This window comes from Sphingobium sp. Leaf26 (assembly GCF_001421665.1).
In the GTDB taxonomy this organism is placed as follows: domain Bacteria; phylum Pseudomonadota; class Alphaproteobacteria; order Sphingomonadales; family Sphingomonadaceae; genus Sphingobium.
Genome location: NZ_LMKV01000032.1, coordinates 197741 through 220472 on the forward strand (window position 1 = coordinate 197741; position 22732 = coordinate 220472).

At 63.2% G+C, this 22732-nt stretch carries 18 protein-coding genes and 2 pseudogenes; 9 read left to right on the top strand and 11 right to left on the bottom strand.

Going from position 1 to position 22732, the window contains the following annotated elements; translation table 11 throughout:
- Positions 1–18: 18 nt before the first annotated feature.
- Positions 19–1434: an amino acid permease gene (locus ASE85_RS21230; RefSeq protein WP_056693586.1), complete on the bottom strand. Its 1416-nt coding sequence runs from the start codon at positions 1432–1434 to the stop codon at positions 19–21.
- A gap of 19 nt (positions 1435–1453) precedes the next feature.
- Positions 1454–2110 (bottom strand): GntR family transcriptional regulator, encoded by a 657-nt coding sequence (locus ASE85_RS21235; RefSeq protein ID WP_056693588.1) that lies wholly within the window; start codon positions 2108–2110, stop codon positions 1454–1456.
- A 268-nt stretch (positions 2111–2378) separates the two neighbouring features.
- Between ASE85_RS21235 and ASE85_RS21240 the strand changes: the two genes are divergently transcribed.
- Both ASE85_RS21240 and ASE85_RS21245 read left to right on the top strand, forming a co-directional pair.
- Positions 2379–3599: an NAD(P)/FAD-dependent oxidoreductase gene (locus ASE85_RS21240; RefSeq protein WP_056693591.1), complete on the top strand. Its 1221-nt coding sequence runs from the start codon at positions 2379–2381 to the stop codon at positions 3597–3599.
- Between the two features lie 9 nt (positions 3600–3608).
- Positions 3609–4799: a M24 family metallopeptidase gene (locus ASE85_RS21245; protein ID WP_056693592.1), complete on the top strand. Its 1191-nt coding sequence runs from the start codon at positions 3609–3611 to the stop codon at positions 4797–4799.
- On the opposite strand, the pseudogene ASE85_RS23625 reads toward ASE85_RS21245, so the two are convergent.
- From ASE85_RS23625 to ASE85_RS23265, 4 genes and pseudogenes are all read right to left on the bottom strand, one after another.
- A pseudogene (locus tag ASE85_RS23625) lies at positions 4721–4980 on the bottom strand (transposase); the annotation flags it as partial. The gene ASE85_RS21245 and the pseudogene ASE85_RS23625 sit on opposite strands and share 79 nt — an antisense overlap.
- Before the next feature lie 85 nt (positions 4981–5065).
- A complete protein-coding gene (locus ASE85_RS21250; RefSeq protein ID WP_056693595.1) occupies positions 5066–5254 on the bottom strand; it encodes a hypothetical protein in 189 nt (62 codons plus the stop codon).
- A 53-nt stretch (positions 5255–5307) separates the two neighbouring features.
- The gene (locus tag ASE85_RS21255) at positions 5308–6021 is read right to left on the bottom strand and encodes a Crp/Fnr family transcriptional regulator (RefSeq protein WP_056693599.1); all 714 of its coding nucleotides are present in this window, start codon (positions 6019–6021) and stop codon (positions 5308–5310) included.
- Between the two features lie 145 nt (positions 6022–6166).
- Complete coding sequence (locus tag ASE85_RS23265) at positions 6167–6478, bottom strand: hypothetical protein (protein ID WP_156358458.1); 312 nt, start codon at positions 6476–6478, stop codon at positions 6167–6169.
- Between the two features lie 200 nt (positions 6479–6678).
- Between ASE85_RS23265 and amyA the strand changes: the two genes are divergently transcribed.
- Positions 6679–8187 carry an alpha-amylase gene (gene amyA, locus ASE85_RS21260; RefSeq protein ID WP_056693603.1) on the top strand — a complete coding sequence of 503 codons (1509 nt, stop codon included), beginning with the start codon at positions 6679–6681 and terminating at the stop codon, positions 8185–8187.
- Here amyA and ASE85_RS21265 read toward each other — a convergent pair.
- Genes ASE85_RS21265 through ASE85_RS21280 form a run of 4 tightly spaced genes read right to left on the bottom strand, consistent with a single transcriptional unit; the run spans position 8184 to position 10850 of the window.
- On the bottom strand, positions 8184–8435 hold the full coding sequence (locus ASE85_RS21265; RefSeq protein WP_156358459.1) for a hypothetical protein: 252 nt from the start codon (positions 8433–8435) through the stop codon (positions 8184–8186). The genes amyA and ASE85_RS21265 overlap by 4 nt on opposite strands.
- Positions 8404–9423 carry an SMP-30/gluconolactonase/LRE family protein gene (locus ASE85_RS21270; RefSeq protein ID WP_056693612.1) on the bottom strand — a complete coding sequence of 340 codons (1020 nt, stop codon included), beginning with the start codon at positions 9421–9423 and terminating at the stop codon, positions 8404–8406. The genes ASE85_RS21265 and ASE85_RS21270 overlap by 32 nt, the downstream gene beginning before the upstream one ends.
- The gene (locus tag ASE85_RS21275; RefSeq protein WP_056693691.1) at positions 9420–10520 is read right to left on the bottom strand and encodes a Gfo/Idh/MocA family protein; all 1101 of its coding nucleotides are present in this window, start codon (positions 10518–10520) and stop codon (positions 9420–9422) included. The genes ASE85_RS21270 and ASE85_RS21275 overlap by 4 nt, the downstream gene beginning before the upstream one ends.
- Positions 10521–10553: 33 nt before the next feature.
- The gene (locus ASE85_RS21280) at positions 10554–10850 is read right to left on the bottom strand and encodes a response regulator transcription factor (protein WP_235523656.1); all 297 of its coding nucleotides are present in this window, start codon (positions 10848–10850) and stop codon (positions 10554–10556) included.
- A gap of 308 nt (positions 10851–11158) precedes the next feature.
- On the opposite strand from ASE85_RS21280, the gene ASE85_RS21285 reads away from it, so the two are divergent.
- Entirely contained in the window at positions 11159–12505 is a 1347-nt protein-coding gene (locus tag ASE85_RS21285; RefSeq protein WP_056693698.1) for a GntT/GntP/DsdX family permease, read from the top strand.
- Positions 12506–12518: 13 nt separating this feature from the next.
- A complete protein-coding gene (locus ASE85_RS21290) occupies positions 12519–13196 on the top strand; it encodes a FadR/GntR family transcriptional regulator (protein ID WP_056693701.1) in 678 nt (225 codons plus the stop codon).
- A 38-nt stretch (positions 13197–13234) separates the two neighbouring features.
- On the opposite strand, the gene ASE85_RS21295 is transcribed toward ASE85_RS21290, so the two are convergent.
- The gene (locus ASE85_RS21295; RefSeq protein ID WP_082462969.1) at positions 13235–13714 is read right to left on the bottom strand and encodes a gluconokinase; all 480 of its coding nucleotides are present in this window, start codon (positions 13712–13714) and stop codon (positions 13235–13237) included.
- A gap of 215 nt (positions 13715–13929) precedes the next feature.
- On the opposite strand from ASE85_RS21295, the gene ASE85_RS21300 reads away from it, so the two are divergent.
- From ASE85_RS21300 to ASE85_RS21315, 4 genes and pseudogenes are all read left to right on the top strand, one after another.
- On the top strand, positions 13930–16953 hold the full coding sequence (locus ASE85_RS21300) for a glycosyl hydrolase family 28-related protein (RefSeq protein ID WP_056693615.1): 3024 nt from the start codon (positions 13930–13932) through the stop codon (positions 16951–16953).
- Between the two features lie 137 nt (positions 16954–17090).
- Positions 17091–20069 (top strand): TonB-dependent receptor plug domain-containing protein, encoded by a 2979-nt coding sequence (locus ASE85_RS21305; protein WP_056693616.1) that lies wholly within the window; start codon positions 17091–17093, stop codon positions 20067–20069.
- A gap of 91 nt (positions 20070–20160) precedes the next feature.
- Positions 20161–20613: an NAD-binding protein gene (locus tag ASE85_RS21310; RefSeq protein ID WP_082462967.1), complete on the top strand. Its 453-nt coding sequence runs from the start codon at positions 20161–20163 to the stop codon at positions 20611–20613.
- A gap of 502 nt (positions 20614–21115) precedes the next feature.
- A pseudogene (locus ASE85_RS21315) lies at positions 21116–22732 on the top strand (electron transfer flavoprotein-ubiquinone oxidoreductase); the annotation flags it as partial.

Here is a 22732-nt window from a genome sequence, read left to right on the forward strand (position 1 = left end):
AAAGGGAGGGCGGGGCCGTCAGTTGGCCGCTTCCTCCTGCCGGGCGCCGCTGCGACTGCGGCTGTAGAAGCAGTAGAACAGCAAGCCGATCACGTTCCACGCTCCAAAGCGGATCAGCGTGGATTCGGGCAGGCTGAACAGCAGATAGGCGCAGCCCAATATCGTCAGCGTCCCCACCACATAGGGTTGCGGGCAACGGAACAGGCGCGGCAATTCGGGCGAACGACGGCGCAGGATCATCAGGCAGGCACCCACCGCCATGAAGGCGATCAGCGTGCCGGCATTGGCCAGTTCGGCAATTTCGTCCAGGCGGAAGATCCCGGCGACCAATGCGATCGATACGCCGGTAATCAGCGTGATGCGGGTCGGCGCGCCGGTGCGCGGGCTGATCTTGGCCAGGCTGCGCGGCAGCAAGCCGTCACGCGCCATGACGAAGAATACGCGGCTCTGGCCATACATCATTACCAGGATGACGGAGGGCAGGGCGATGACGGCGGCGAGCGCGATCAGATGCGCGGCGACCGGCTGGCCCAACTGGCGCAGCACCAGCGCCAGCGGTTCGGGCGAATTGGCAAGCTGTTGGAAGGGCAGGGCGCCAACGGCCGCGACGGCCACGCCCATATAGATGACGGTGCAGACCAGCATCGATCCGATGATGCCGATGGTCAGGTCACGGCCCGGATTCTTCGCTTCCTCCGCCGATGTGGCGACCGCGTCGAACCCGTAGAAGGCGAAGAAGACGATCGCCGCCGCCGCCATCACACCCCGCTTTTCGCCGCCGATCTCGGTGCTGGCAAAGCCATAGGGCATGAAGGGTTCGAGGTTGGTGGACTGGAAGGCGGGCAGCGCCATGGCAACGAAGATCGACAGCGCAATGAGCTTGATGATGACCAGGATGATGTTGAGCGTCGCGCTTTCGCGGGTGCCTGCGATCAGCATGCCCATCACCGCCAGCGCCACCATGACGGCGGGCAGGTTGATGAGGCCGCCGCCATGCGGGCCTACCAGCAGCATCGCGGGCAGATGAATGCCCGCCGATTGCAGCCAGCCGACCAGATAGCCCGACCAGCCGACCGCCACGGTCGAACAGGCGAGCGAATATTCCAGGATCAGGCTCCAGCCCACGATCCAGGCGATGGTTTCGCCCATCGCGGCATAGCTGAACGTATAGGCGCTGCCCGCTGCCGGGATCAGGGTCGCCATTTCGGCATAGGCGAGCGCGGCGCAGGCGCAGACGGCGCCGGCAATGGCGAAGGCCAGGATGACGGCCGGCCCGGCGCGTTCGGCCCCCACGCCGGTCAGCGTATAGATGCCGGTGCCCACGATCGCGCCGACGCCCAAAGCGATCAGGTGCGGCCAGCTCAATGTCTTGGCCAGACTATGCCCGGACTCGCGCCTTGCGAGTGACTCGATGGATTTGCGTGGTCCGAGCATGAAGTCCCCTATTATATGGTCATTGCGTATGGCTGGCGGCGAGTTGCGCGCGCAGGTCGTCCAGGGTGCTGGCGATATGGCTGGTCAGGAGCGCCTGTACCGCGTCGGCATTGCCGGCGAGCCAGGCATCGAGAAGCGCCTGATGCTCCAGATGCGCACGGTCGCCGCGACCGGCCGGCGCCAGATGCGCCAGCACATAGCGTTCCGCCAGCACTTCGAGCCGCTCGACCAGTTGGGTCGTCAGCAGCCTGCCGCCCGGCCGCACCAGCGCGACATGGAATTCCCGGTTGCGCACGGCAACGGCGTTCAGGTCGTCATTGGCCGCCGCATCCAGCAGCTTGAAGGCGTCGATGGCCGCTTGCCTGTCACCTTCGGTCGTGCGCGTGCAGGAAAAGGCAGCGGCGACCGGTTCGGTCGCCAGCCGCAACAGGTAGATTTCCTCCGCCTGATCGGCCGACATGGGCCGCACGAACCAGCCACGATTGGCCTGGCTGGTCAGCAGCCCCTCATGCTCCAGCCGCGCCAGCGCCTCGCGCAAGGGGATTTTGCTGACGCCCAGTTCGGCGGCCAGCGCATCCTGCCGAACCGGCTCGCGATCGGGCAGCTTTCCTTCCACGATCCGTTCGCGGATCACTTCAAAAATACGTTCGGAAAGCGTGCGGACGACGATGGTCACCTGTCTGTCTCCATATTGGGCGCTGCGACGCGGGAAAAATGCGCCTCAACTTGACCGTATATGGTAGATAATCGCCTATTGCACTGCAAAAGCGCGGCTATTGTCCGTCTGTCCGAAAATGTCACGACTCGCGCGCGCGGCGCGGCATCGGCCGGTCGCATGCTGGAGAAGGGACGAAATCGGTACATGGTCGGCTTAGGCCTTGTGCGCTATCTGCTCAGTTGATATACCGTATACGATATTGAAGAGGCGATGCAATGGAGTTTTTGTGGGGCGTTTAGCGATAGTCGGCGGCGGCGTCGTCGGACTGGCCGTGGGGCTGGCGCTGCTGGACGCCGGACGGTCCGTGATACTGATCGACGACGATGCGGACGGGCAGGCCGCCTCCTGGGGCAATGCCGGCCATATCGCGGTCGAACAGGTGGAGCCGCTGGCATCGCTGGCTCTGCTGCGCAGCGTGCCACGCCGCCTCTTCTGGCGCGGTGGTGCATTGGACTTCCCGCTGTCGGCGATGGGCGCGTGGTTGCCCTTTGGTCTGCGGTTGATGGCGGCGGCACGACCGGCGCGGTTTCGTCAGGGTAGCGATGCCCTGCGCGGGTTGCTGGCGCAGGCCATGCCGGGTTGGGAGGCGCTGGTCGATCGCATCGGCGAGCCGGGCCTGCTGCGGCGGGATGGTCATTATGTCCTCTGGCAGACGGCGCAATCGGCGAAAGACGGCCGCGTCGGCTGGGCAGCCGCCGATACCGGGACGGCGCAGGTGCATGACGTGTCCGTGCCGGAACTGGCGCAACTGTCGCGGCTTACCGGTCAGCCGCCCGCGGGTGCGATCCGCTTTTCGGGCAGTGGCCAGATTGCGGACCTTTCCGCCCTGCGCCTTGCCCTTCGCGCGGCCCTTGTGGCGGGTGGCGGCGAGATTGTCGGGCGGAATGCCACTTTGCGCCGCACCGGCGGTCGGGTCGAGATACCCGGTATCGACGCCGACCATGTCATCCTCTGCGCCGGCGTCCGTTCCCGCCCGCTGATGGAGGCGCTGGGCCACAAGGTGCCGATGATCGCCGAGCGCGGCTATCATATCCGCGCGGACGCCGCCGACTGGCCCGCCGACCTGCCGCCGGTCGTGTTCGAGGATCGTTCGATGATCGTGACCCGATACCGCGACACCGTACAGGCCGCCAGCTTCGTGGAACTGAACCACGTCGGCGCCCCGGCCGACCCGCGCAAATGGAAGCGGCTGGAACGGCATGTGGCAGAACTGGGCCTGCCGATCCGCGGCCCTTTCACCCGCTGGATGGGCTGCCGCCCGACGCTGCCCGACTATCTGCCGGCGATCGGACGTTCGGACCGGGCGGACAATCTCTATTATGCCTTTGGGCATCAGCATCTGGGGCTTACACTGGCCCCCATCACCGCGCAGTTGGTGACGGCGCTGGTTACGGGAACGGCGCCAAAGCTGTCCAACTCGTTGTTCGATATCGAGCGTTTTGCATAAGGACTTGTCATGATTGGTGGATCGACCGCAGAGATCGAACTGGATCGCCTGCACCCCTGGGCCGACCGCGCCGCACCCATTGCGTTGGAGGAGCGTCTGGCGCGCCTCGACAAGGCACAGGTGCTGGCTGACGGCATCGGCGCGCAGGCGCTGCTGGTCAATGCCGGGGCGTCCCTGCGCTATTTCTCTGCCCTGCCCTGGGGGCAGAGCGAACGACTGGTCGCGATGCTGCTGCTGCCCGGGCGCACGCCGATCATCATCTGCCCGCATTTCGAGATCGGTACGCTGGAGGCGGATCTGGCGATCAGCGCCGATATCCGGTCCTGGCAGGAGGATGAAGATCCGGTCGCGCTGGTGGTCGATGCGCTGGCGGAGGCCGGCGTGCGCACGGTGGCTGTCGATCCTGAACTGCCTTTCCACTTCGCCGAGTGGCTGCGCGCCGCGACGCCGGCGGCTCTGGTCGATGCCACCCCCATCATCAGCGGCTGCCGCATGGTGAAGTCCGTCGCCGAACTGGCGCTGATGCGACAGGCCAAGGCAATGACGCTGAATGTCCACGCCGCCGCCGCGCGCATCCTGCGCCCCGGTATCAGGGCAAGCGAAGTGACCCGCTTCATCGACGAGGCGCATCGTCGGCTGGGCGCAAAAGGCTCCAACTTCTGCATCGTCCAGTTTGGCGAGGCGACAGCCTATCCCCACGGCCTGCCGGGCGACCGCGCGCTGGAGGAGGGCCAACTGGTACTGATCGACACGGGCTGCACGATCGAGGGCTATCATTCCGACATCACGCGCACCTACGCTTTTGGATCAGTGGGCCAGCAGGCCCGCGACATCTGGGCCTTGGAAAAGGATGCGCAGCAGGCGGCCTTCGATGCCGTCGTGCCCGGCGCCCCTTGTGAAAGCGTGGACGCGGCGGCACGGGCCGTGCTTGAGAAGGCGGGACTTGGCCCAGACTATCACTTGCCCGGCCTGCCGCATCGCACGGGCCATGGCATCGGCCTTTCGATCCATGAACCGGCCTATCTGGTGCGCGGGGATAAGACGCCGCTTGCGCCGGGCATGTGCTTTTCCAACGAGCCGATGATCGTGGTGCCGCAGCGCTTCGGCATCCGGCTGGAGGATCATTTCCATGTCACCGAAACCGGCGCGCAATGGTTTACCCGGCCGCAAGTGGCGATAGACCGGCCTTTCGCCGAATAACGCCCTGTTCGCTCTGCGGCCTTGGGCATCCGATGTTTGAGCTTGGCGAAGACCTGCTCGATCGGATTGAGGTCGGGCTTGCAGGGGGCAGGAACAGGAGCCTGGCTCCGGCGTTTCGGATTGCCGTTCGGACGGCTCGCCGTTTGTGATTGCCCGGATTGTCCATGATGACGAAGCCGCCTCTGGAGCGACCAAGAGCCGGGGCTTGAACGTCTGCTTTTTATCCGCGCCCCGGCTCTGGGCCTGAGCAGGAGTGTAGAGGCGGGTCAGAGATCGCGGTTATGCGATGATATCTGGTGCCGCGCCTCGGATGCGGCCCGCAACAATTCCCTGGCCGTGTCTTCCGCCGCCTCAGGCGTCATGCTGACGGCTATGCCATCCGGCCCATCCAGCATTACCTGCCCCTCTTCCGCGCAGGCTTTACCGCCTTCCTCGTAGACATATGCTTGGGACATGGTTTCTCCGTCACTTCACTGGCGATGGGCGCTTCCGATAACAGACGGTTCCATTATTCGCTGATGAACAGATAGGACGGATCAAACTCGCTCAGGCGCCGAAGCGTCGGTAAATCCAGAATGGTGACCCGGCCACGCTGCATATGCATCAATCCGCGCTCCCGTAATTCCTTGAGCATGCGGTTGATATGGACCGGTGTCATGCCGCAAGCCTCGCCCAGGTCGGCCTGGGTCAACGGGCAGGAAAATTGTCTGCCGTCACTCCGGCCGACGGCGCGCAGTTTAGCTTCGATTTCGCAGAAAAAATGGCCGACGCGGGCGACTGCATCCAGGCGGCCCAAACGGAATATCCATTCGCGGTGCATGGCCGCATCGAGCAGGGTGCTGAACCAGAGCAGCTTCGTCAGATTAGGCCGATCGCTCACAAACTTGTCCAGCGCTTCATGACGGACAAGCGCGATCCTGCACGGGCCAAGGGTCGCTACGTCATGATCCAGGCGTTTGAGCGGATATCCATGAAGATCGACAAAATCGCCGGCAACGTGCACCGCCACCAGTTGGCGCACACCTTCCCGATCATCCATATAGCGGCATATGAACCCTTCGATCAGATAGGTGCTCATACCAATCGGTTGGTTGGAAATCGCAAGGCTATGGCGCGCCGGCACATTTTGTACCGCGTGAATGTTCGCCTCCAGCGCTTGAAGATCTTCTACGGACAGTTCATCCCGACGGCGATTGCGGAGGAAATCGTTGAAAATCGCCATAAAGTCGTACTCCTGAGCACTTTGACCTGCGCTCTTGGAGTGCCTCAGGGGCTATGCGCATTTTGACGATATCAGAACCCGCGCAGGGCGAACAGGCACATCAGCTTGCCGCTTTAAGAGATGAAAATCGCCTGTCGGACGAGCCTCAGGCGGCGATCGCACCAACGGTCGATACCCTCATCGTCGCATTCGCCAGTTCCATGCACTCGTCAAGGCTTGTTCCAGCGATGTGCGTTTGTGTGTCGTCCCGGTGACGGATACTCACTTCCCAGATGGCCTCGCTTTCCATGCATCGCACCCGTGAAGCCGTACTGGCAAAAATGATGACGTCGCCCAGCCGTTCGCGGTGGAGCAAATGCCGAGCGACCGTCGTATGCGTTTCGCGATGGGCATTATGGTGAATGCGCAGGCTCTCGCATCTGGACGCGATGAATTCTATTGGTCGGCGGTCTGACATTGCGCATTGGCTCCACGTCTGTGGCATCGGTTGCAGCGAGAGACGTGCATTTTGCCTTGAAGTTCCGTGGATTCTTGCGTTCTTGATCCATGTTCTACGATTAGAGCCTGCGGTGAAGCTCCAGTAGATTTTGAGCGACTGCAACCACTTGTCGACAGGGCCGTTTAGCCGCCGCTGCACTTTCTGCGACAGGAGCTTTCATGGCTGGACGGACCATGCTTCAATTCTTCCACTGGTACTATCCCGACGGCGGAAGGCTTTGGAGCGAAGTCGCGCAGAAGGCCGAAAGTCTCCGGGATATGGGTGTGACCGATGTCTGGCTCCCGCCTGCTTACAAGGGCGCAGCGGGCGGCTATTCGGTGGGCTATGACAGCTATGACCTGTTCGACCTGGGCGAGTTCGACCAGAAAGGTTCGGTGGCCACCAAATATGGCGATCGCGCCGCCCTGGAGCATGCGACGGGTGCATTGCGGGACGCTGGCGTTCGTATCATTCATGATGTGGTGTTGAACCACAAGATGGGCGCGGATGAGACCGAGCCGGTCTTTGTGCGCCGCGCTAATCCCGACAACCGTGAAGAAGTAGAGGACGAGGCGTTCGAAGCCCGCGCCTGGACCCGGTTCACCTTTCCCGGACGGCAGGGCCGTTACTCGGAATTCATCTGGGACGCCAAATGCTTCACCGGCGTCGACCATATCGAGGAACCGACCGAAGATGGCGTATTCCGGCTGGTCAATGACTATGGCGATGGCGAGTGGAATAGAGAGGTCGATGGCGAAAGGGGCAACTTCGACTATCTGATGGGGTCGGACGTCGAATTTCGGAACAACGCTGTTTACGAGGAGCTGAAATATTGGGGGCGATGGCTGGCGGAGCAGCTTCCCTGCGACGGCTTCCGACTGGATGCAGCCAAGCATATCCCGGCCTGGTTTTTCCGCGATTGGGTCGGCCATATGCGCGAAAGCGTGGATAGCGAGTTGTTCGTGGTTGCCGAATATTGGCATCCCGACATGGATGCGCTTCTGGCCTATCTTGATCTGGTGGATCAGCAACTCATGCTGTTCGACGTCGGCCTGCTGCATCGGTTTCATGACGCGGCGCAGGCGGGCGGGGATTTCGATTTGCGTACCCTCTTCGATGGCGCGCTGGTCGCGGCATCGCCGCAGCATGCCGTGACGATCGTGGGCAATCATGACACCCAACCGCTCCAGGCCCTCGAAGCGCCTGTCGAGGACTGGTTCAAGCCGCTTGCCTATGCGTTGATCCTGATCCGCGAGCAGGGCGTACCGTGCATCTTCTATCCCGATCTCTATGGCGCAAAATATAGCGACGCCGGGGGTGACGGCGACACCCACGAGATCGAAATCAACCCGATCGCCTGCCTGCCACAACTGATCGAGGCCCGGCAGCGCTTTGCCAACGGGGCGCAGACCGACCTGTTCGATGACCCTCACTGCCTGGGCGTCATCCGACACGGTACATCAGACGAAGCGGGTTGCATCCTTCTCGTCAACAATGGCGCAGAGACGACGAAAACCGTCGAACTCGGACCACAACATGCAGGCGCAAATTTCCGCGACTTTCTGGGGCACTGCGAGGAGATGATAGTCGCCGATGACGAGGGGAAGATAGCGTTGCGCGTGAACGGCGGCTCTGTGAGCCTTTGGGTCCGGACGGATTGTCAGGCGCGCGCAGCCGAACCCGGTTAGCGCGCCGCCAGTATTTGTCGCTCCATAAAGCTGCAATCGACCAGCAGGGGCGGGCCTACCTTGTCCAAGTCACGCTTCTTCACGCGCCCGTCGCGCACAACCAATCGGGCATGGCCATCGGCTTTGGCGAGCGCCTCCCGGATCGTATCGCCCGTGCCCGACAGGACCATCCGCCCGCGCAGGGAACCGGTCGCGCCCTCCATCCCGATGGATGTTTCAAGGCGACCGCCGATAAAGAGCAGGTGCATGGCTCATAGCGACCCGCGCCAGCCGGTCGGACGATGTCAGGAACAGGCTGGCGCCGTGCTGCCCGAAACAGATGTTGGCGACCGCCTTGCCGGTGCCGATCAGGCCAATGGGTTCGCCATCGGCCGTCAATATATGCACGCCGCCCGGCCCCGTAGCGAAGACATGACCGCTTGGCGCCACCTTGAGTCCATCAGGCAGTCCCGGCAACCCCCGCGCCAGATCGGCGCGAAAATCATGGAACAGCCGCTGTCCCGTCGGCCGCCCGTCCGCGCCTAATATATAGGCGCGCACTTCCGGCCGGTTCTCGTCCGACAGGGCCAGATAGAGCGTCCGCCCGTCCGGCGCAATCGCCACGCCGTTGGGACGATGATGGCTGCCATCCAGCAATGCCACCTTGCCATCCGGAAACAGCGCATAAAGGCCATTCTGTTCGACCTCCCGCAATGTCGATGCATCGCCATCGGTAAAGCCATAGGGCGGATCGGTGAAATAGATGATCCCGGACGGCGCGATGCACAGGTCATTGGGGCTGTTGAATCGCTTGCCGTCGAACCGCTCGGCCAGCATAGTCCGTTTCCGGCTCTGGAGGTCGATCCGCACGATCGCGCGCGTCCCGCTGTCGGCCGCGACCAATGCGCCTTTCGTGTCGATGGCCAAGCCGTTGAGGCCGGCCTCCCGGACACCCGCCGGGATATCGCCCTGGAAGCCGGCGGGCGACAGGAAAGGTTTGGCGCCATCCTCCGGACGCCAGCGATAGACGATATTGGCCGGCGGATCGCTGAACAGCAGATAATTGCCCTGCGGCACCCACACCGGCCCTTCCGCCCAGCGAAATCCTTCCGCCAGAAACTCCACCGTCGCGGACGGCGGGATGATCGCGTCCAGCCTGGGGCTCAGCCGCTTGATGAAGCCAGCGGAGGCGGGGGCGGCCATTGTAGCAACCGGCAGGCTGGCCAGACCGGCCAGCAATGTTCGCCGCGCGATCATGCGCTCATCCTGACGCTGCGCCCCTCTGCGGCGCTGCGATAGATCGCCTGGATCACGCGCAGGTCGGCCAGCCCTTCCTCGCCCGCGACGATCGGCGTCGTCCCACGGATGATGCACTCGGCCATATGGTCGAGTTGCCCGGCAAACTGGTTCCTGGCCGGGGCGGGCAGCGTGCGCGGCGTGGTCGCGCCATCCTTGCGTATGGTCATGGCCTGCCCGGCATAGGATGTCGCCGGCTCCATCGCGATCCAGCCCTGCGTGCCGCTCACCCGATAGGCATTATGGGACGAACTGTAGCTGGACACGCAATTGGCGACGATGCCCGATGGAAAGCGCAGCAGGAAACTGATCTTGTCCTCCACCGTGCGGAAACGCGGATCGGACCGGTCGGTGGATGCGACCGCGCTCACCTCCACTGGCTCCTCCCCGCTCAGATAGCGCGCCGCATTCAGGCTGTAGATGCCGATGTCCATCATCGACCCGCCGCCCGACAAGGGCCGGTCGAGGCGCCACTGATCCGGCCTGATCGCAAATCCATGGTCGGCGGTGATGATCTGCGTCCGCCCGACATGGCCGGCACGGGCCAGGTCGATCGCCAGCCGGTTATACGGCTCGAAACGTGACCGATAGCCGATCATCAGCTTCGTCCCCGCCTTCTTGCAGGCCGCGATCATCGCTTCGCATTCCGCAACGGATACGGCCATCGGCTTCTCGCACATCACATGCTTGCCGGCCTGCGCGGCGCGGATGCTATATTCGGCGTGCAGGCTGTTGGGCAGCACGACATAGACGACATCGATATCCGGATTGTCACGGATGCGATCAAAATCGGCATAGCTGTAGCGATGCGTCTTGGGGATGCCATAGTCCGCGCCATATTGATCCAGCTTGGTGGGGGTGCCGCTGACCAGCGCCACCAGCCGGGCATGGTCGCATCCGGCGAAATTGGGCATGATCTGGCGCGTGGCATAGGAGCCGAGCCCGACGATCGCATAGCCGATCCTGCGCGCCGGTGGCGTTGCCGCCCGCGCCTTCAGGCCGGTCAGCACCATGCCCGCACCAAGGCCGGTCAATATCTCGCGACGCGAACCGCTCATCATGCCATCCTCCCAGGTTGATAGGCGATTATCTCAGTCCGCGACGCGGCTCAGGGTCGGGCGCAACCAGCCCAGATTGCGGGCAGCGATCGCCGCCTGGGTGCGGTTGCGGACGTTCAGCTTGCGCATCAACGCGGTCATATGGACCTTCACCGTGGCCTCTGCCATGCCCAGCTCATAGGCGATCTGCTTGTTCAGCAGCCCCGAATGGACGCAGTGCAGCACCTTCATCTGGGTTGGAGTCAGGCGGGGCGGTTCGGCACCCCTATGGTCGATCCGTCCATATGCCTGCTGATCGAGACTATCGTGCAAATCCATCGCGAAGTGCATCCGTCCTCTCCCTGTTCGGTCCGACAAAGGGTGCGCCAGCTTTTCTGGCCTGCTGGTTGCATCGGACTCGGTAACGCTAACAGTAGTGGAATCAGTCAGACAGCTTCAAGCAAAAATAACGCGATGTGCCGAAATATCTAGGATGTTCCATATTATCCTCTATAATCTGTCTAACAGATTTAAGGCGCGTGGAGCGGAATCGCTGAATTCCGGCGCAATATGATGGGGGAGAGGATGGCGCTATCACTATGTCGCTCGGCCGCGGTTGCCGCTTGGGAGTGCTGTTCCAGCCATAGGGCGAAGGCATGATGAGTCCGGCGGACTATCGGCTGATCCTGGCCGCCATCATCGGCATAGCCCTGTCCATCATCCTGATCATTCGGGGGCGCCTCCATCCCTTTGTGGGCCTGCTCTGCGGCGCCTTCACGGTCGGTTTGATCGCCGGCCTGCCGATGGAGGAAACGGCCAAGGCGGTCGAAAAGGGGGCCGGCGCCATCTTGGGCGGCACCGGTCTCGTCGTCGCGCTGGGCCTTGGTCTTGGCGCGATGCTGCAATTGTCGGACGGCGCGGGCGGTCTGGCGCGCGCCGCGCTGCGACTTTCGGGTGTGCGCGGCGCGCCCTGGGCCAGCCTCTTCACCGCCATCGTCATCGGCCTGCCGCTTTTCTTCGAAACGGGCCTTGTCCTGCTGTTGCCGATCGTCGCTTCGGCGGCCGCCGCGTTGCCCGCCGGGCAGAACGGCGATACCGCAAAGCTGCGGCTGATGCTGCCGGCGCTGGCTGGCCTGTCGGTGGTCCACGCGCTGGTGCCGCCGCATCCGGGGCCGCTGCTGGCGGTCAATGCGCTGGGGGCCAATCTGGGCTTGACCCTTCTCTATGGCCTCATCATCGGTATCCCGACCGCGATCATCGCCGGCCCGCTGCTGGCGCGCTTCACCGCGCCCGGCGTCAAGCTTAATCCCCCCCTGCTCGATCCGGTGAAGATCGACGTCGCAACGCCCTCGGTCGGCCGCACGCTGGCCGCCGTGCTGCTGCCGGTGGTGCTGATCGCCGCCGGTCAGGCGGTCGCGCTGTTGCCGCCCGCCGTCGCGGCGCATTTCCACTGGCTCGCCTGGATCAGTGACCCGGTCGTCGCCCTGCTTGTCGCCGTGCTGGTGGCGCTGCCACTACTGTTCGGTCGCCGCATCACCGATCGCACCATCCAGAATGCGATCTGGACCGAAGCGATGACGCCCGCCGGCGGCATCATCCTGGCGATCGGCGCAGGCGGCGCGCTCAAACAGGTGTTGGTGACAGCCGGCCTGTCCGACATGCTGGTGCGCATCGCCCAGGGCGGCGCGATATCGCCGATCCTGCTCGCCTGGGGCGTATCTGTGTGCATTCGGCTTGCGACCGGATCGGCCACGGTGGCGACCATCACCACGGCCGGCGTGATGCAGGGTCTGGTCGCGGCATCGGGGGTGGAGCCGGAATGGATGGTGCTGGCGATCGGCGCTGGCTCGCTCTTCTTCTCCCACGTCAATGATCCGGGCTTCTGGCTGGTGAAAAGCTATCTTGGGACCGACATGCCGGGCACCTTCCGCACCTGGTCGATCATGGAGACGGTGGTCGCGATCGTCGGCCTGCTGTTGGTGCTTGTCGCCAGCAGCATCTTCTAACTAGAGGAGCATGATGAGCCAGACGCGCCTTTCCGACCATGTCTATGCCCAGATCGTCGACATCATAAAGGCGGACGGTCTGGCGGTCGGTGCGCGCCTGCCGTCGGAGGCGCGGCTGGCGGAAATGTTCGGCGTATCGCGCGCAATCGTGCGTGAAGCGCTGATGCGGCTGGCATCGGACGGCATTACCGAAGCGCGGCGCGGTGCAGGCTCCTTCGTCAAGAGCCGCCCGTCCGACCGGCTCGCCAAGTTCATGCCGTCCACCGAACTGCCCACGACGCTCGGCAGCTATGAAGTACGCTTCGTGCTGGAGGCGGAGGCGGCGCGCCTGGCCGCCACCCGCCGCACTGCGCAGGAAATGATGTATGTGGAGGAAGGCATGGAGATGCTGCGTGCCGCACTCCTGTCCAGCGAACCGGCCCATGTCGAGGATATGGAACTGCATCGCCGCATTGCCGGGGCGACCGGCAATCCGGCCTTCCTGCTCGCGTTCGACGCGCTGCATGGCGATGTGGACAAAATCATGCGCGCGGGCGTCGATATCAGCCGCTCCCGCCCGCCCGATGTCATCGCCACGATGCTGCGCGAACATGAACAGATCGTCGTCGCCATCCGCGCGCAAGACCCGGAGGGCGCAGCGCTCGCCATGCGCTGGCATTTGTGGGAAGGGCGCCGGCGCCTGATGCCCTGATGTCCTGATGTCATTATGCTCCGATGGCCCGTCGCGGGTCAGCGGAGCCAGGCCAGCACCTTGTCCCGCAACACGTCCGGCGCGACATCGGTGGTCAGGATCAGCGTCTGCGCGTCGGGCAACGGGTGCTCCAAAGTCGCGATCTGGCTGTCCAGCAGGGTGGCCGGCATATAATGGCCTGGCCGGTTGTTCAGCCGCGCCAGCAACGTTTCCCGGCTATTGTCCAGCAGCACGAACCGCACATGGCTGCCGATCACTGACCGCAGCCGATCGCGATACGCGGCCCGCAACGCGGAACAGGCCGCAACAGCCGATCCATGTGTCTGACTCGCTGTCGCAGTCGCGACGCCCAGCCGGTCGAGCCAGGGCCAGCGATCCGCGTCCGTCAATGGCTGCCCTCCGCGCATCTTCTCGACCGCTTCGGGCGAATGGAAACTGTCCCCTTCCAGAAAGGGGCAGGTCATGGCTTTGCCCAGCAGCGCGCCCAGCGTCGACTTGCCGCAACCGCTGACCCCCATGATGATCACGGCAAGGGATTGGTTTCTGTCGCTATGGGCGAATGACGGCACGATGGCGTCCCTTGCAGGCGAACATAGCCCGGCGGGCATCGCCGGGGCCTGCGCGGCTATAAAAGGGTGGGCCGGGGGGTGAAAACTACGACCTATGTCGCAAGTGCCAAAGCCTGCCCTGGCTTCTAGCCCTGCACGCACAACAATCATATGGAGAGGCGGCTATGATCGGACGCAGCATGATCGCGGCTTTGCTGGCGGCGACCACCCTTGGAGCGCCGGCCTGGGCCGTCGGCACATCGGTTTTCCCGGTCGCGCCGGACGAGCCCCACGCCGTCACGGTCAAGGCGAAGGGGGATGGCAAGGCGGACGACAGCGCGGCGATCCAGCAGGCTTTGGATCAGGCCCGTGACAAAACTGGCCATGGCATCGTCTTCCTGCCGTCGGGCACCTACCGTATCACCCGATCGCTGATCGTGCCGGCCGGCGTGCGCGTCTATGGCGTCGGGCCGACCCGCCCGGTCATCCTGCTGGGCGCGAACACGCCGGGTTTCCAGCAGGGCGTTTCGACCATGGTCATTTTCGCGGGCGGCGACCAGTATCAGGTCGGCAAGGTGCCGGTCCCGGTGCCGACCGTCGTGCCGCGCGACAGGCAAGTGCGCGACGCCAATTCGGGCACCTTCTATTCTTCGATGAGCAATGTCGATATCGAGATCGGCGCAGGCAATCCGGCGGCGGCGGGCGTACGGTTCCGCATGGCACAACATGCCTTCCTCAGCCATATGGAGTTCCGCCTCGGGACCGCGTTCGCCGGTGTATACCAGGCGGGAAACGTCATCGAAAATGTTCATTTCCAGGGCGGCCGCTATGGCATCGTCACGGAAAAGACCTCGCCCGCCTGGCAGTTCACCCTGCTCGATTCCAGCTTCGATGGGCAGCGTGACGCGGCGATCCGCGAGCATGAGGTCGACCTGACCCTCGTCAACGTCGCGATCCGCAACACGCCGGTCGGGATCGAGATCGACCGCGGCTACAGCGACAGCCTCTGGGGCAAGGATGTCCGGTTCGAAAATGTGTCGAAAGCCGGTGTCGTCATCTCGAACGAGAAGAATGTCTTCACCCAGATCGGCTTCGAAAACGCGCTTCTGGAAAACAGCCCGGTCTTCACCCGTTTCCGCGACAGCGGCAAGACCGTGGCCGGCAAAGGCAAGGCTTATAAGGTCGCGAATTTCTCCTACGGCCTCGCCATTCCGGACATGGGCCGCACCGGCGAAAATGAGACGGAAGCGGACATCCAGTCGCTGCCTGCCATGCCAGCGCGGCGCGAAGGCGCCATCCGCGATCTGCCGCCGATGCGCGAATGGGTGAACGTCCGTACGCTGGGCGCCATGGGCGACGGCAAGGCCGACGATACCGCCGCAATCCAGAAGGCGATCGACAGCCACCGCATCCTCTATTTCCCGACCGGCTTCTACAAGGTGACGGACAAGCTGACGCTGCGTCCCGACAGCGTCCTGATCGGCCTGCATCCCGCTATCACCCAGCTCTATATTCCCGACGACAATCCCGCCCATGCCGGCCTCGGCCCGGTGCTGCCGATCCTCGAAAGCCCCAAAGGCGGCGACAATATCCTCTCCGGCCTCGGCCTGTTCACCGGCCGGATCAACCCGCGCGCTTCGGCCTTGCTGTGGCGGTCGGGCGAGCAAAGCCTGGTCGAGGACGTCAAGATCATGGGTGGCGGTGGTACCCCAACTGCCGACGGCAAGATGCTGGGCGCGTTGCGCGTCAACACCGGCGATCCGGTCACGGACGGACGGCTCGACGCCCAATATCCCAGCATCTGGGTGACGGACGGCGGCGGCGGCACCTTCGCCGACGTGTGGAGTCCCAACAGTTTCGCCCAGTCGGGTCTGCATATCACCAACACCAGCACGCCCGGCCATGTCTATGAAATGTCGGTCGAACATCATGCCCGCAATGAAATCGTCCTCGACAATGTCCAGAATTGGGAGTTTCTCGCTCCCCAGACAGAACAGGAGGTCGATGACGGCCCGGATGCCATCTCGCTCGACATCCGCAATTCCAGCAATATACTCTTCGCCAACTATCATGGCTATCGCGTGACGCGCACCTATGCGCCGGAAAAGAGCGCGGTGAAGCTGACCAACTCCAGCGATATCCGCTTCCGCAACGTCCATATCAATGCGGAAAGCGGTTACGCCACCTGTGACGATAAAGGCTGCGGCACTTTCCTGCGCGCCAGCAAATATCCGTTCGACAATGCGATCGAGGATGTGAGCCGCAAGCTGTTCATGCGCGAGCGCGAGTTCGCGAAACTGGATATCGGCGCGGCCGATCGCAAGATCGTGCCGGAATCGCCCGGCAGCGCCAAGGTCGAGAAACTGGAGGACGGTTTCTGGTCGATCTCCGGCGCAGCGGTGGATGGCCAAGGCGCGCTCTATTTCATCGACCGTCGCTTCCAGCGCATCCACCGCTGGACCGAGGCCAAGGGGCTGGAGATCGTTCGCGACAATGCGCTCGACGCCGTCAATCTGGCGATCGATCAATCGGGGCATCTGCTGATACTGTCGTCGCTGGGGCCGAAGGGCGGCGTCTATTCGGTCGATCCCGACGGGCCGAAGGAGCAGATGACCCTGATTCAGCCGACCCCGGTGCGGGCTGGCGGCACGGCAAAGACGCTGTTGCCGGTCAACTGGTGGAACAATGGCGAATTCCGCGACCAACTCGATCACAAGACCTACGAGTTCACGACGCTCGCCGAAATGTTCGCGCGCGATGTCGGCACGCCAAAGGCGAAAGAATATCTCTCCCCCGACGGCAGCCTGTCGCTCCCCGCCTTCCGCACATGGCAGCAGGGACCGGTCGACCATACAGGCTGGCGCTGGTCCGATGGTCTGAACGCCAACGGCCTCATCGGCGGCAAGCCGGGCGAGCGCCTGTTCGTCACCAACGGGTCGGAGAATGTGACCTATAGCGGCACCGTGGGTGCGGGCGGAACGCTGACCGACCTCAAGCGCTTCGCCAATCGCGGCGGCGAGAGCGTCGCGGTCGATGGCCGGGGGCGCGTCTATGTCGCGAACGGGCAGGTCTTCATCTACGGACCCGACGGCAAGGAGGCGGGGCGCATCGACGTGCCCGACCGCCCCCTGCAAATCCTGTTCGGCGGGCCGGACAGGCGGACGCTTTTTATCCTGACGCATCACGCTCTTTATGCGGCAAGGCCCTGAAAAACCGGGCTTCGTGCCGCATCTACGACCTATGTCTTAAGTGCAGCGGGCAGGGCGCGAAGATAGGTTTCGCATAACCGCCCGCCACGGGCGTACCGGCTCCGGGAGGGGTGGCCGGATATAAAGGGGAAGGATCCATGAACGTGACGATTGCAATCCATCGGCAACTGGCCGGCGTCAGCCTGGCGGCGATCGCGACCATGGCGCTGGCTGGCATGGCGCAGGCCCAGACAGCGCCGGTGCCACAGGCCCAGAGTATCGCGCCGCAGGATCAGGCCGGGGATGCCGCTGCCCCCCGCGCCTCCGACATCGTCGTCACCGGATCGCGCATCACCACCAGCGGCTTCAACGCGCCCACCCCGACCACGGTGATCGGCGAGGAGCAGATTGCCAACAATGCGCAGCCCAACATCTTCAACACGATCGCGCAATTGCCCTCGCTACAGGGATCGACCGGTGCCGCCACCGGCACCTTCTCGACGTCCAGCGGCCAACAGGGCCTTAGTTCCTTCTCGCTGCGCGGCCTTGGTCCGATCCGCACCCTGACCCTTCTGGACGGCCAACGCGTCGTGGGCGCCAATGTGACCGGTGTTCCCGATATTTCCATGTTCCCGCAATTGCTGGTGAAGCGGGTCGATGTCGTCACTGGCGGTGCCTCCGCCTCCTACGGGTCCGATGCGGTCGGCGGTGTCGTCAACTTCATCACCGACACGCATTTCGAAGGATTCAAGGGCAACATCCTGGGCAGCATCACCAAATATGGCGATGACGAAACCGCCCTCGTGCAGGCCGCCTATGGCAAATCCTTCATGGACGATCGCCTGCATGTGGTGCTGAGCGGCGAATATGACCATGAAGGCGGCGTTGGCGCGGGGGATTTCGGCACCGACCTGGCCGGCAGCCGCAACTGGTATCGCGCGACCACGCTGATGAACACGGGCCAGACCAATAATGGCCTGCCGCAGTTCAACTATCGCGATTACGCGCAACCCTATCAATATGCGCGCTACGGCCTGATCAACAACGGCCCGTTGCAGGGCATCGCCTTCGCCCCGGACGGCACGCCCTATCAATTCGACTACGGCTCGAACGGCACGCCGACCGGCACCGGTGCAGTCACCAATTGCTTTCGCGGCAACAGTTTCTGCGAGGGCGGTGATCTGTCGGGCGCGCCGGGTTCTGGCGCCTCGCTCAAGTCCAAGCTGGAGCGCATCAACGGCTATGGCCGGATCGGTTTCGACTTCGCTCCTGACAATGAAGCCTATGTCACGGTGAACGTGGCGCAGGTGAAAACCAACAATCAGCCCAGCCCCGGCTACGGCCGGGCGAACCTGACCGTCCAGTGCGCCAATCCCTATTTGCCGCAATCGGTGCGCGATGCCTGCGTCACTGCCGGCATCACATCCTTCGGCTTCGGGTCGAGCAACGCCGCCTTCCCCGACCCGCAAGTCTATACCGATCGCAAGCAATATCGCTTCGTCGCCGGGGCCAAGGGCAAGTTCGAGGTCGGTGGCTCCGACTGGAATTATGACGCCTATTATGAACATGGCATCACCATCTCCGACATCCGGGTGAAGGATATCGTCCTCCAGAACCGCTATGCGGCGGCGGCCAACGCGATCGAACTGAACGGTGCGATCGTCTGCGCCGATCCGGTGGCCCGCGCCAATGGTTGCCAGCCGATCAACATCTTCGGCAATTTCGCGCCTTCCGCAACGGCGCTCGCCTATGTCGCCCCGCATGAAAATGGCCCGTTCCAGCATACCAAGCTGACGCAGGACGTGGCCAGCCTCAATGTCTCCGGCAACCCCTTCGACTTGTGGGCCGGCCCGGTGTCGGTCGCGTTCGGCGGTGAATATCGCCGCGAATTCTACCGGGTGAACGCCGACCCCTACGGCGCCGGCGTTTCCGATCTCAGCCCCAACAGCCCGGACTATCCTGCCGACCCGCTGCTCAATGAGGCGCAGGGCAGCAACTGGGCGGCCGGCAATTACAAGAATGGCCGTGGCCGATATCATGTGATCGAAGGGTTCGTGGAAGTCGACGTCCCCCTCATCAATTCGGACTCGGTGGGGCGTGCAAACCTGAACGGCGCCGCCCGCGTCACCGATTATAGCACGTCGGGCACGGTCTGGGCATGGAAGGTCGGCGGTACCTGGGACACGCCACTCGATGGCATCCGACTGCGCGCCGTGACGTCGCGGGACGTACGCGCGCCCAACCTGTCGGAACTGTTCGCCGCGCCGACCGTCACCACGCTGCCCAACTTCAGCGATCCGTTCCAGGGGTCTGCGGTGCAGGCGTTCCAGAACACGATCGGCAACGCCAATCTGAAGCCGGAAATCGCGCGCAACACCGAAATCGGCATTGTGCTGTCGCGGCCGTCCTGGCTACCGGGGCTCAGCCTGTCCTTCGACTATTATGACATCAAGCTGAAAGGCGTCATCTCCAGCCTGTCGGCACAGCAGATCGTGCAATTCTGCTTCGACGGCAATCAGGCCTTCTGTGGCGGCTTCAGCCTCGACAATGCCAATCCCGGCCTCAACTATATCAACGTCCAGCCGTTCAACCTCGCCTCCTGGCGGACCAGCGGCTTCGATATCGAGGCCAGCTATCAATGGCAGCAGCCATTGGGCCTGCCGGGCAATTTCACCGTCCGTGCGCTCGGCACCCATATCCGCAAATTCATCGTCAATGCGGGCATCGCCGGTGTCGACCCGGTCGATCAGGCCGGTGCGAACAATGGCGCCACGCCCGACTGGAAATGGCTGGCGGTGCAAACCTATGACAGCGACCGGTTCACCCTGACGGTGCAGGAACGCTGGTTCAGCGACGGCACCTTTGGCAACCAATATGTGGTCTGCCAATCGTCCTGTCCGGCATCGACCGCGAACCACCCGACCATCGACTATAACAGGATGAAGGGGGCCTTCTATGTGGACGTCGGCGCGACCTTCAAGTTCAGCGATCGCCTGTCCATCTATGGGAAGGTCGATAATCTGTTCGACAAGGATCCGGTCGCCTCGCCGCAGACCAATACCGGTCTGGACATCAATCCGGCTCTCTACGACACGCTGGGCCGTATCTATCGCGCAGGTGTTCGCTTCAATTTCTGACAATCATCCCTGATTTCCCCCAAACTTCGTCCCGGTCCTGCACGGCCGGGACGTCTTCTTTTGCGCGCTTGGCAATGTCGACTTCCGCATCATGGACGGCCATCCGGCGATCGCCGGTAGGGAGCCACTAGCCAGCTCTGTATTTCCACTGGTCCATATCGGCCCGATCGGCAGCTTCGCCACGGTCAAGCGCGCCAATAATTTTCTGTGCGGCGTCCAGGCGGCCAGCCTTGCCGAAGCGGTTGCCTTGTTCGAGAAACATGGCCTCGATGTCGGGCAGGCCATGTCCATCCTCTTCGACGGTGCGCCTGCCAGCCCGATTGTGAAGGGCGTCGGTCGTCGCATGCTAGACCGTGATTATGCGCCTCATCTCCTGATGCCATTAATGGCCAAGGATCTGGGCTATGCGGCGCAGGCGCTGGCCGATACCTGCATCCGATCCAGCATTGCGACCGCTGCGCGACAATATTTTCTGGATGCTGACGCCGCGGGTGAGGGCCTACGGGACATAACGGCGATCGTGGAGCCGCTCAGAAAAGCCTGAAAAAGAGACGGAGAGAGTGAATGAAAAAAGGCGTTTTCACCTTCGGGGATGAATATCATTGGCGCGAAAGGATCGGCCCGCCTAGCCGGCGCCCAGTCAGGACCAACACCTAATTGGGGGCTTTGGGCACGTACGCATTCATGGACTTTGCCGAACTGACCGCACCCGCCGGCACGCTGGCGGACCTCATGGCGACGTGGGCTTGTAGAGGGCAAGCTCAGCCAATAGCCGTCAGTCAGGATTGGCTGTTTTGCAAAATTCATTTGCAATTTTACAAATTTGCATTTGTCTTGTGCCGCAAGATGAGAAATGGGTCTTCCTGGTAACATGCCGTGATCGGGCGATCGTGGTGGTTGCGCTGGAGCGATCTATCCCAGGAGGAGAATGTGGTGGGGGATTCTGTCGAACGGGAATCGATGCCCTATGACATCGTGATCGTGGGTGGTGGGCCTGCGGGTTTGTCGGCGGCGATCCGGTGCAAGCAGTTGGCGGAGGCTGCGGNCGAACGGGAATCGATGCCCTATGACATCGTGATCGTGGGTGGTGGGCCTGCGGGTTTGTCGGCGGCGATCCGGTGCAAGCAGTTGGCGGAGGCTGCGGGGAGCGACGTGTCGGTGTGCGTGCTGGAGAAGGGGTCGGAAATCGGCGCCCATATCCTGTCGGGCGCGGTGATCGATCCCAGGGCGCTGGACGAACTCTTCCCCCAATGGCGCGACATGGGCTGTTCGCTGGCGGATGTGCCGGTGACCGACAACCGGCACTGGTTCCTGACGAAGACCGGCAAGGTGGCCATGCCGCACATCCTGACGCCGGGCTGGATGCACAATAAGGGCACCTATACCGGGTCGCTGGGCAATCTGTGCCGCTGGCTGGCCGAGCAGGCCGAGGGGCTGGGCGTGGAAATCTTCCCCGGTTTCGCAGCGGCGGAAATCCTCTATCATGAGGATGGCAGCGTGAAGGGCGTGGCCACCGGCGACATGGGCGTCGACCGGCAAGGCAATCGCAAGGGCGACTATCAGCCGGGGCTGGAGCTGCATGCCAGATATACATTCTTTGCCGAGGGCGCGCGCGGGCACCTGACCAAGGTCTTGAAGCGGCAGTTCGCGCTGGAGGCGGAGTGCGAGCCGCAGGTCTATGGCCTGGGCATGAAGGAATTGTGGGACATCGATCCCGCGCTGCATCAGCCGGGGCTGGTGATCCATTCGCAGGGCTGGCCGCTGACCGACGCTTATGGTGGCGGCTTCCTCTATCATCAGGCCAATGGCCAGGTGGCGCTGGGGTTCGTGGTGGGGCTGGGCTATCGCAACCCGCATCTCTATCCGTTCGAGGAGTTTCAGCGCTGGAAACAGCATCCCGACATCCGCAAATATCTGGAGGGCGGGCGGCGCGTTTCCTATGGCGCGCGGGCGATCAACGAAGGCGGCTGGCAGTCCATCCCCAAGCTGGTGTTCCCCGGCGGGGCGCTGATCGGCTGTTCGGCGGGCTTCGTGAATGTGCCGCGCATCAAGGGCACGCACACGGCGATGAAGTCGGGCATGCTGGCGGCCGAGGCGGCGTTCGTGGCGGTGCAGGCGGATCGGTCGGGCGATGTGCTGGATGCGTATGAAGCCGATCTGCGGTCGAGCTGGATCGCGAGCGAATTGCAGATGGTGAAGAATGCCGAGCCGTTGCTGAGCARGTTCGGCGGGACGATCGGCACGCTGCTGGCGGGCATCGACATGTGGATGCGCACGCTGAAGGTGGGCCTGCCCTTCACGATGAAGCACAAGCCGGACAATGAGAAGATCTGGCCCAAGGAGGCCTGCGCGAAGATCGCCTATCCCAAGCCCGATGGCGTGGTGAGTTTCGACCGGCTGTCGTCGGTGTTCCTGAGCAACACCAATCATGAGGAAGACCAGCCGGTCCATCTGCAACTGAAGGACCCGGCGATCCCGATCAGCTACAACCTGCCCCTTTATGACGAGCCGGCGCAGCGTTACTGTCCGGCCGGCGTCTATGAGGTGGTTGGGGCGGATGAGGGGCTTGCCCGTTTCCAGATCAACGCGCAGAATTGCGTCCATTGCAAGACGTGCGACATCAAGGACCCGACCCAGAATATCAACTGGGTCGTCCCCGAAGG

Coding starts and splice junctions, on each gene's coding strand:
- ASE85_RS21265 (WP_156358459.1), bottom strand. CDS start 8,435: ATGCACCTGCTCTTTATCGGCGGTCGCCTTGAAACATCCATCGGGATG.
- ASE85_RS23265 (WP_156358458.1), bottom strand. CDS start 6,478: ATGTCAGACCGCCGACCAATAGAATTCATCGCGTCCAGATGCGAGAGC.
- ASE85_RS21295 (WP_082462969.1), bottom strand. CDS start 13,714: ATGGGGGTCAGCGGTTGCGGCAAGTCGACGCTGGGCGCGCTGCTGGGC.
- amyA (WP_056693603.1), top strand. CDS start 6,679: ATGGCTGGACGGACCATGCTTCAATTCTTCCACTGGTACTATCCCGAC.
- ASE85_RS21245 (WP_056693592.1), top strand. CDS start 3,609: ATGATTGGTGGATCGACCGCAGAGATCGAACTGGATCGCCTGCACCCC.
- ASE85_RS21310 (WP_082462967.1), top strand. CDS start 20,161: ATGGACGGCCATCCGGCGATCGCCGGTAGGGAGCCACTAGCCAGCTCT.
- ASE85_RS21230 (WP_056693586.1), bottom strand. CDS start 1,434: ATGCTCGGACCACGCAAATCCATCGAGTCACTCGCAAGGCGCGAGTCC.
- ASE85_RS21275 (WP_056693691.1), bottom strand. CDS start 10,520: ATGAGCGGTTCGCGTCGCGAGATATTGACCGGCCTTGGTGCGGGCATG.
- ASE85_RS21280 (WP_235523656.1), bottom strand. CDS start 10,850: ATGCACTTCGCGATGGATTTGCACGATAGTCTCGATCAGCAGGCATAT.
- ASE85_RS21300 (WP_056693615.1), top strand. CDS start 13,930: ATGATCGGACGCAGCATGATCGCGGCTTTGCTGGCGGCGACCACCCTT.
- ASE85_RS21305 (WP_056693616.1), top strand. CDS start 17,091: ATGAACGTGACGATTGCAATCCATCGGCAACTGGCCGGCGTCAGCCTG.
- ASE85_RS21285 (WP_056693698.1), top strand. CDS start 11,159: ATGAGTCCGGCGGACTATCGGCTGATCCTGGCCGCCATCATCGGCATA.
- ASE85_RS21250 (WP_056693595.1), bottom strand. CDS start 5,254: ATGTCCCAAGCATATGTCTACGAGGAAGGCGGTAAAGCCTGCGCGGAA.
- ASE85_RS21290 (WP_056693701.1), top strand. CDS start 12,519: ATGAGCCAGACGCGCCTTTCCGACCATGTCTATGCCCAGATCGTCGAC.
- ASE85_RS21270 (WP_056693612.1), bottom strand. CDS start 9,423: ATGATCGCGCGGCGAACATTGCTGGCCGGTCTGGCCAGCCTGCCGGTT.
- ASE85_RS21255 (WP_056693599.1), bottom strand. CDS start 6,021: ATGGCGATTTTCAACGATTTCCTCCGCAATCGCCGTCGGGATGAACTG.